We start from the raw sequence: 9,098 nt of genomic DNA, 5'->3' as shown, positions 1-9,098 counted from the left end.
GCCGACCGCCACGCTCTACCCCGAACCCGGCGCTGGCGCTGACGCCGACCAAGCACACCCACCACTTCGGCATCCTCGCCGCGGTCGGCGGCGCGGTGGCCGCGCTGACGGCGCTGGCGACGAGCAGCACGGTGTTGCGGTCGAAGCGGAACCGCGCGGTGTTCTTCGGCGGGCTGATGGTGGTGCTGGCGTTCACCTTCACCGGCACCAACGCCTGGTGGTACGCCTCCGGGTGGGGCGTGCCGTGGTTCGACAAGCCGCCGTCGATCAAGGGCTGGGAGTTCAGCACCGGGTTCCTGATCATCGCGGCGATCGCGCTGGGCGTGGCGCTGCGCGAGCACCTCAAGCTGGACGACCGGAACCCGCCCGCCCGCACCGAGGACCGGTCGCGGGCGTTGCGGCTGGGCACGGCGCCGCTGTCGATCGTGTGCGCGCTGCTGATGCTCGCCGAGCTGGCGTCGCTGGCGAAGGTGATCCCGGAGCGCTGGGACACCTACAACCTGGCGACCGACAACGTGCGCCAGCTGGCCGGGGCGAGCTGCGGGTTGTCGGACTCGGTGTACGCCGAGACCGATCCCGCGTCCGGCATCCTCGCGCCCGCGCCGCAGCCGGGGCGCGCGGTCCCGGACGGGAAGACCGACGAGGACGAGACACCGGACGAGTACCTGCGCGGCAGCGAGGCCGGATTCGTCCGGGGCGGGCTGCCGGGCACCCGGAACATCGACACCGGGCAGCCGATGTGGACGCCGCCGTACCGCTTCGGCAGCGACCAGGCCCCGGTGTGGGGCAGCTACGGCTCCCCGACCAGCACCGGGAAGCTGCGCACCGCCTGGTACGACCTGCCGGAGCGCGCCACCAGCGGCGAAGTGCCGATCGTGGTGAGCTCTGCCGGACGCACCTCAGGCGCGAACGCGCTGTCCGTGGAGTTCGGCCGGGACACCCCGGAGGGCTTCGAGATCCTGCGCCGCGACCCGATCGGCCAGGACGACGAGCAGCGCTGGCGCGACCACCGCGTCGCGGCCCCGGCCGAGGCGACCCGGGTGCGGGTCGTCGCCGAGGACCGCGCGCTCGGCGAGGAGGGCTGGCTTGCGGTCAGCGCTCCCCGCGCGCCGCGGCTGACCCGGATGACGGACGTGGTGGGCGACGCCCCGGCGTTCGTGGAGTGGCCTGCGGCCATGGTGCACCCGTGCCTGCGCATGACCTCGATCCACCACGGCATCGCCGAACTGCCGGAGTTCCGCGTCTCCGGTGGCGGGGACGTGCGCGGCACCGGGCAGGGCTGGTCGGCGCCGGACGCGGGCGGCCCGTTCGGCTACCTGAACGTGGCGACGAGCATGACGGAGCTGCCGACGTACCTGCGCAACGATCTGGGCAACGACTGGGGTTCGCTGTACGCGGTGCACCCGTACGAGCCGGACGCGCTGCCCGCGTCGGCGGCCGCGCACACGCACGAGGAGGACCACTGGGGCCTGTGGAGCCCCGGTCCGACGCCGAACCCGGTGGTGCTGCCCGGTGACGTGCCGGACTCCAACACCCGCTCGGACGTGGCGCCGGGGCCGCGCTAGTCGGCGGCCGGCCGGCACCGATCCCGGTCCGGTTCTCGGGGTCGGGTGCGATTCCGAACCCGGTCCGCATCGCCATCGGGCGGAGCGGGCCGGGTCGGGGTGGTCCGGCCGATGGGAATCTCCTCAAGTCCACTTAGGACTGCCTCTGCATCTGGCCGTCCCGATGCTCATCCGCTTGCCGGTCCGCGGAATCCGGGCGGCGGGAACCGTGCGGGACGGCACCGCGTCGGGCGGTGGTTCGGGCATCCGCGCGGCCCGCGAGGTCGCGGCGGGTCGGCACCAGCGCGAGCGCGTGCGGGCGGCCGGGATCACTGCCCGTCCTCGAACCGGCCCGATGGTTCTTCGCCTGTTCCCTGCCGGCGGCGGGGCCGCTGAGCCGCCGACACCCTGTCCAGCGCGACCACCGGCGGGTTCTCAGCGGTTCCGGCACCCGAGCGCTCCGAAGCAGAAGTCGCGAGGCGGGCGGTCAGGGCGGGTCGAGGGTGAGGTTCCGGAGCTCCGGCCAGATCTCCGCCCAGGGGGTGGTGCGGCCGGTGAGGAGCCAGAGCTCGGCGCGCTCCGGAACCATCCCGCCGTAGGTGCCCAGCGGGGTCGGCGCGTCCACCACCGCCACCCGGCGCGCCGCGGCGAACCGGTCGCGCAACCGGCCGGGGTCTCCGACGAACAGCATCCGGTCCTGCCGTTCCGGCGGCGGCGCGAACCAGCCGTAGGCGCGGTTCGTGCTCACCACGGGCGGCAGGCCGAGCTCCGGCGCCGCGGTGTCGAGGTAGGTCGCGTACACGTAGGGCCCGGCGCCGAGCGCGGTCCGGTCGCGCTCGGCGGCCGGGACGTCCCGGTGGGCGCGAGCGGTCGCCGCGACCAGCGCGTCCGCGAACCTCGGTGCGGCCATGACCGAGGTGAACCCGAGCGCTCCGGCGGCGAGCACCGCGCTGAGCAGCACGACCGGCCACGCGGCCCGCCGCCGTCCCGACTCCCGGCGGTGCTGCAACGCGACCGCGCCGATCGCGACGACGGCGCTGTAGAGCGGCAACGGGTAGTAGTGCCGTCCCGCGGCGAGCGCGAACGCGGTGAACAGCACCGCGAACACCACCGCGAGGAACCGGTGCTCCCGCCACCGCCGGTCCCGCACCAGCGCCACCAGCCCGCAGCCCGCGAGCCCGAGCGCCAGCGGCCCGATCACCGCGAGCCCGTGCAACACCACCAGCACCCGTCCGCCGTAGATCAGCTGGTTCTCGGCCGCCACCACCGCGCCCATCGCGGCCTGCGGCCAGCCGTGGGCGGCCTGCCAGGCCAGCGTCGGCGCGGTGATCAGCAGCGCGAGCGCGACGCCCGCCCAGGTCGCGGGTCGGCGCAGCAGGTCGCGCGGCCCGGCCACGGCGACCGCGACGAGCACCGCGACGCCCAGCGCCAGCACCTGGAGCCTGGTTTGCGCGGTGATCCCGGCGGCGACGCCGAGCAGGAGCAGCAGCCGGTCGTCCCGGGTGCGGATCCACCGCAGCAGCAGCAGGAACAGCACCGCCCACAGCGCGGGTTCCAGCGAGTACGGCGTCAGCCAGTGCCCGAACTGGGCGGCGGCCACGCAGGTCGCCGACCCGAGCGCGGCGAGCACCTGGGCCCGCGCGTCCCCGCCGACCTCCCGGGCCATCAGCGCGGATGGCGTGAATCCGATTCTGTCGTACCGCACCCGCGTCTATTCGGAGGAACGGCTTTGTCGCAGCGGAAAACGCCCGATCGGGTGTTCGAAGGAAAAGCGGACGCCTTGGCGCGGGCATCCGGTGCCGTGGCGGGCAGCATGGTGCGCGAGGTCGTCTGCGACAGCGGACTGGAGATCTGGGTGACCGGACCGGCGCTGGTCGCCTGCGCCGACGATCCGGCGCGCGCACCCGCGCACCTGCTCGACGAGGAGATCGCCCCTCGCCCGTGAACCTCCCGGCCGGTGCGCCCCACGCCCTCCCCCGCGCACCGGGACCGGGACGCCTCCCGCCGCCGCGACCCCGCGAGTGGGAGGCGGGCAGGGCGCGCCGCAGCCCCCGAACACCGGCGCGCCCTGCCGCGGGGGCCGGAAACGCGACTCGGCGCGACCACCGGAGTGATCGCGCCGAGTTCACCAGCGGGTCAGTGGCCCGCGCGCACCGGTTCCGCACCGGCGGACGCCGGATCGGACTCGTCGGTGCTCCGGGCGCTCGACCGCACGAACAGCGAGGTGCCGAACGCGAGCACGCCGATCACCCCGGCCACCACGAACGCGGTCCGCAGCCCGGCGGCGTCCGGCGCACCGGACGGGGCCGCGCTGCCCACGGACGCGACGGTCACGAACACCGCCGTGCCGAACGCGCCCGCGACCTGCTGCAACGTCGCGAGGATCGCGCTGCCGTGCGAGTGCAGGTGGTCCGGCAGCGCGCTCAGCGACTCGGTCATCAGCGGCGTCATCATCAGGCCCAGCCCGATCATCATCACCACGTGGATCGCGATCACCTCGCCCAGCGAGGACTGGCCGTCCAGCGAGGCGAACAGCCACAGCGCCACCGCCATCGCGCCCGCGCCCGGGATCACCAGGCGCCGCGCGCCGAACCGGTCGAACAACCGGCCCACCGGTCGGCCGAGCAGCCCCAGCACCAGGCCGCCGGGCAGCACCGCCAGCCCGCTGACGAACGTCGACTCGCCCAGCACGGTCTGCAGGTACAGCGGCAGCATGATCGCGCCCGCGCCCAGCAGGCACATGAACAGCAGCGCCGTCAGCACCAGCGCCACCACGAACGAACGAAGCCCGAACGGGCGCAGGTCCAGCAGCGCCCGGTCCTCGCGCTGCAACCGCAGCTGGCGCAGCACGAACGCGGTCAGCGACAGCACGCCCACGACGAGCGGCAGCCACAGCGCCACCGCGTTGCCCCCGCCACCGGCCTCGCCGACCGAGGACAACCCGTAGAGCAGCCCGCCGAAACCGGCCGCGGACAGCACCACCGACAGCACGTCCAGCGGCACCCGCCGGGTCTCGCTGTCCAGCCGCATCCAGACCGCGCCGATCCCCAACGCCACCAGGGACAGCGGCAGCACCAGGCCGAACATCCAGCGCCAGCCGAGCGACGACAGCACCGCACCACCGATCGTCGGACCCACCGCCGGGGCGACCGCGATCACGATGGTGATCGTGCCCATGGTGGCGCCGCGCTTGGCGACGGGCACCAGCCGCATCACCGAGGTCATCAGCAGCGGCATCATCACCGCGGTACCGCAGGCCTGCACCACGCGGCCCACCAGCAGCACCGCGAAACCGGGCGCCAGCGCGCTGAGCAGGGTGCCGATGCTGAACATCGTCAGCGAGGCCAGGAAGATCTGGCGCGGCGTGAACCGCTCCAGCAGGAACCCGGTGATCGGGATGACCACCGCCATCGTCAGCAGGAAGCCGCTCGTCAGCCACTGCACCGTCGTGGTGGAGACACCGAGGTCGACGGTGAGGTCGCGCAGCGCGACGCTCAGGATCGTCTCGTTGAGGATCATCACGAACGCGGAGACGACGAGCACGCTCAGCAGCACGTTCGCCCGCGGCGGTGCCGCTTCGCGCTCGGTCCCCGCGTCCACGGTCCTCGTGGAGTCGGTCATGGTTCTCGTTACCTCTCGCAGAACTCGGTCGGTCCACCCGCGCGGCGGAGCCGGGCGCCGCCCCGCGGCGGTGCGCCGTCGGAGCGGGCTCGAAGGATCAGGTGTCGCGATGCCGCCGAAACGCCCCCGCGAACCGGTGGCCTCGGCACTTCCCCCAGGTCGTGCGCCCCCGCGCACGGGCCGCGCGCCCCGGCAGCACCGCGGACGCCCAGCCGCCCCAGTCTAGAGGGCCCGTTCGGGTGATGCCGCTGAATTCTTCGGTGACGTCCGCTGCACCGGTGCGCACGCGCAGTCGTCTTCAGCCGCCCGCTCGCGCCCCACCGGGAAATCGGCGTCGTGCCGCTCCCCCATTCCGATCACCCGACGTGTCCACCACGTCCTCGGGTGAACGGACCGCCCGGCCGATCTATTCCAGCCACCGCCCGGTTCACCTCCCGGCGAACGCGGGCACCCGACGCAGCGGTCTCGCACTCGGCCCCGGTGAACGGACCGTTCGCCCGAGCGGACGGGACCAACGGTCCGTTCACCACCCGCTCCGCGGCGGCGTCATCCGATCGGATGCGGTGCCGTCCGGTTCCCGACGGGACGACGAGCGCCCGATCCGCTCCGCCGGTCCGGCCTGCACCGGAACCGGACCGGTCCGCGCGGCGGTTCAGCAGCAGTGCTCGCCCCGCCAGGCCTGCCGCCCCTCCTTCACCGCCACGGCCGCGATCACCAGCGCGGCCAGCGGGTCCGCCCAGTACCAGCCGAACAGCGCGTTGAGCAGCAACCCGGCCAGCAGCACGGCGGACAGGTAGGTGCACAGCAGGGTTTGCTTCGAGTCGGCCACCGCGGTCGCCGAGCCCAGCTCGCGCCCGGCCCTGCGCTGCGCGTACGACAGCCCCGGCATCAGCACGAGGCTCACCGCCGCCAGCACCAGCCCGACCGCGGAGTGCTCCGCCGCCACCCCGCCGAGCAGCCCGCGCACCGCCTCCACCGAGACGTAGCCGGCCAGCGCGAAGAACGACGCGGCGATGACGCGCAGCGCCACCCGCTCCCGCGCCTCCGGGTCGCGCGCGCTGAACTGCCAGGCGACGGCGGCCGCCGACGTGACCTCGATGGCCGAATCCAGACCGAACCCGATCAGCGCCACCGAGGACGCCCGGGACCCCGCGGTGATCGCGACGACCGCTTCGACCACGTTGTAGGTGATCGTCGCGGCGACCAGCCGGCGGATCCGCCGCTGCAGCAGGGACCGCCGCGCCGGGGCCGGGGGTGCCGCGGTCGCCGAGCAGCCCGCGCAGCACTCCGCCTCAGCGCTCATCGCGCACCGCCTCCGGCGCGTCGTTCAGGCACGGTTGCGACCGTTCCACCGCGAGCACGACCTGCACCAGTTCGGCGAGCGCGGCCGCCAGGTGCGGATCGGCCAGCTCGTAGCGCGTCTGCCGCCCCTCCAGGGACGCCACCACCAGGCCGCAGCCGCGCAGGCACCCCAGGTGGTTGGACACGTTCGACCGGGACAGCCCCAGCTCGGCCGCCAGCCTGCCCGGGTAACCGGGGCCGTCCAGCAGCGCCACCAGCAACCGGCACCGGGTCGGGTCGGCGAGCGCCTTCCCCACCCGGGCGAGCGCCGCTTCTCTCGCCTCACTCGTCAGCACTCGCTGAACAGTACAGCTAGCACTGACCTGTCTCCCACCCTCCCCGCTGAGCGGAGAGAAGGCCCCGGACTCCACGGAGATCGCATCCGCAAGATCGCCCACCCCGAGAAATCTTCCTTGAGCGGGAAATGACATCGTCTCCGGTCCGGATTTGCCGGAAACAGCGAGAAACCCACTCGACCAAGAGGTCCAAGCGGCTACCCTGAAAGCGAACTCCGGATTGCCCAAGCCAACGGGAAGACGCCCGAAGAGGCGCGGAGACAAATGCACCATTTCGGCTTCACCGCACCCAGAAGTGACATCACCGCTGGTCAACATCATGATCAACGGCCATGAAAACCCCAAAGTTGATCATGCTAGGGTCCTCGACGATCACATTCACTCCTCTGGAACGAGAACGGAAGCGGGCCCCCGAGCCCCCTATTCCACCCCTCACCGCATTGCATCCAGGGACGATCCCCCTCAAGGCACATGACATTTCTCGACAACGGGCCGCTCGTGCTGCACGAGAACCCCTTCGCCCTCCCCCGAACCGCGGTGAATCCACGCGACACCGCGGCATTCGCCTCCCCGATCACCCGGATGCTGCTCAGCAGCGACGGGCTCACCACCACCCTGCTCGAATCCGCCACCGGCCTGCGCACCCACATCCTCGGCGCCGAGCACGAGCGGGTTCCCGCGGACGCCGCCCCGCGCGGCGCCGCCGAGCTACTGCACGTCCCGCTGGACGACGCGATCCTCGTGCGGCGCTCGACGACGGCCACCGACGACGGGCGTGCGCTCGCGCTCAACCAGGTCGTGGCGCGCACCGACATCCCCGGCGCCGAACGCTGCCTGACCGACGCCGCCGCTCCGCTCGGCCTCGCCCTGCACGCCGCGGGAACCGGATTCCGGCGCACCGTGCTGCACATCGGCCGCCGCGCCTGGCACCCCGATCCGGGGCGGCCGCCCGCGGTGTTCAAGACCTACCTGCTCTGGCACCGCGACATCCCGGCCGTGGCCATCAGCGAACTGTTCAGCCCCGAGTTCATCCCTGCCGACCTCGCGAACCCGGGAGCGGTGCGATGACCGACGTGCAGCACACCCAGGTCGCGATCGTCGGCTCAGGACCGGCGGGCCTGGTGCTCGCGAACGTCCTGCAGCGGTCCGGGATCGACGCGCGGGTGTACGAGCAGCACTCCCGCGAGCACGTCGAGAACATGCCGCGCGCCGGGCTCGTCGAGCACCGCGTCGTCGCGCACCTGCGGCGGTGGGGGCTCGCCGGCGGGCTGCTCGCGGGCGCCACCCGGCACGGCTGGTGCGACGTCGTGGTCGACGGCGAACCGTTCCGGCTGGACTACGCGGCGCTCTCCGGCGGCGACCGGCACTGGATCTACCCGCAGCAGCGGCTGGTCCAGGACCTGCTCGCCGCGCTCGACCGCACCCCCTCGTTCCAGCGTCCGGTGCTCGGCGTCGACCTCACCGGGCGGCGGCCGCGGCTGCGCGGCGCGGGATTCGAGGTGGAGAGCGACTACGTCGTCGGGTGCGACGGCGCCCGCAGCGTCGTCGCCCGCGCCTTCCCGGACGGCACCGGCGGCAACGTGCAACGGCGGTACCCCTACGACTGGCTGACGATGCTCGCGCACCTCACCGCGCCCGTCGAAGGAATCCGGTACGCCATCCACTCGGACGGCTTCGCGGGCATGATGCCGCGCGCGGGCACGCTCGGACGCCTGTACTTGCAGGTCCCCGCCGACGAGGACCTCGCCCGCTGGAACTCCGCGCGGATGCGCGACGCGCTGGACCGGCGGCTGGGCACGGACGACGGGCGGCCCGGCATCGTGCGCATCCGGGAGGCCGACGTCCTGCGGATGCGCAGCGGCATCGCGGGCGTGCTGCAGCACGGGCGGGCGTTCCTGGCCGGGGACGCGGCGCACGTGCTGACCCCCTCCGGCGCCAAGGGCATGAACCTCGCCATCGCCGACGCCGCCGACCTCGCCGACGCGTTCGTGCGGCGCTACCGCGACGACGACCCGGCCGCGCTCGACGGGTACGGGGAACGGCGGCGGGTGCAGGCCGAGCACACCCTCGCGTTCTCCGAAGAGCTGCTGCAGCTGCTGCACCTGCCCCCGGACGCCGCCGATCCCGTCGCCGAGCTGGCGTCCCGCCGCACCCGCGTGCGGCACCTGGCGGGCACCGGGCCCGAGGCGGAGCGGTTCGCCCGCGAGTACGTCGGCGCGGGCGAACTCACCCCGGCACCGCGACCACGGGGCTGAGGCCGGCCGGAGTGAGCGGACCGTTCGCCCAGCGGTACCGG

At 73.5% G+C, this 9,098-nt stretch carries 8 protein-coding genes; 4 read left to right on the top strand and 4 right to left on the bottom strand.

Features of this window, described 5'->3' with window-relative positions; all coding sequences use genetic code 11:
• A partial coding sequence (locus ABZ805_RS20475; protein WP_358442506.1) for an arabinosyltransferase C-terminal domain-containing protein occupies window positions 1-1,565 on the top strand: 1,565 nt, incomplete at its 5' end.
• A gap of 466 nt (window positions 1,566-2,031) precedes the next feature.
• Here the strand turns inward: ABZ805_RS20475 and ABZ805_RS20470 are convergent.
• Window positions 2,032-3,249 carry a glycosyltransferase family 39 protein gene (locus tag ABZ805_RS20470; protein WP_358442503.1) on the bottom strand — a complete coding sequence of 406 codons (1,218 nt, stop codon included), beginning with the start codon at window positions 3,247-3,249 and terminating at the stop codon, window positions 2,032-2,034.
• A 24-nt stretch (window positions 3,250-3,273) separates the two neighbouring features.
• Between ABZ805_RS20470 and ABZ805_RS20465 the strand changes: the two genes are divergently transcribed.
• On the top strand, window positions 3,274-3,489 hold the full coding sequence (locus tag ABZ805_RS20465) for a hypothetical protein (protein WP_358442500.1): 216 nt from the start codon (window positions 3,274-3,276) through the stop codon (window positions 3,487-3,489).
• Between the two features lie 191 nt (window positions 3,490-3,680).
• Here ABZ805_RS20465 and ABZ805_RS20460 read toward each other — a convergent pair whose 3' ends face one another.
• From ABZ805_RS20460 to ABZ805_RS20450, 3 genes are all read right to left on the bottom strand, one after another.
• Window positions 3,681-5,165, bottom strand: a complete 1,485-nt coding sequence (locus ABZ805_RS20460; RefSeq protein ID WP_358442497.1) for an MDR family MFS transporter — start codon at window positions 5,163-5,165, stop codon at window positions 3,681-3,683.
• A 652-nt stretch (window positions 5,166-5,817) separates the two neighbouring features.
• Window positions 5,818-6,468, bottom strand: coding sequence for a cation transporter (locus ABZ805_RS20455; RefSeq protein ID WP_358442494.1), 651 nt, complete (start codon window positions 6,466-6,468; stop codon window positions 5,818-5,820).
• Entirely contained in the window at window positions 6,458-6,802 is a 345-nt protein-coding gene (locus ABZ805_RS20450; RefSeq protein WP_358442492.1) for a metalloregulator ArsR/SmtB family transcription factor, read from the bottom strand. The genes ABZ805_RS20455 and ABZ805_RS20450 overlap by 11 nt, the downstream gene beginning before the upstream one ends.
• 471 nt (window positions 6,803-7,273) lie before the next feature.
• Here ABZ805_RS20450 and ABZ805_RS20445 point away from each other — a divergent pair, with 471 nt between their 5' ends.
• The gene (locus ABZ805_RS20445) at window positions 7,274-7,870 is read left to right on the top strand and encodes a hypothetical protein (RefSeq protein WP_358442489.1); all 597 of its coding nucleotides are present in this window, start codon (window positions 7,274-7,276) and stop codon (window positions 7,868-7,870) included.
• The gene (locus ABZ805_RS20440) at window positions 7,867-9,057 is read left to right on the top strand and encodes an FAD-dependent monooxygenase (protein WP_358442486.1); all 1,191 of its coding nucleotides are present in this window, start codon (window positions 7,867-7,869) and stop codon (window positions 9,055-9,057) included. Before ABZ805_RS20445 ends, ABZ805_RS20440 begins: the two co-directional genes overlap by 4 nt.
• Window positions 9,058-9,098: the final 41 nt, after the last annotated feature.

Origin of the sequence: Saccharopolyspora sp. NPDC047091, from assembly GCF_040643635.1 — a bacterium.
In the GTDB taxonomy this organism is placed as follows: domain Bacteria; phylum Actinomycetota; class Actinomycetes; order Mycobacteriales; family Pseudonocardiaceae; genus Saccharopolyspora_C.
Note: the sequence above shows the minus strand (reverse complement) of the source record. Positions and strands in the feature narration are given on the sequence as shown.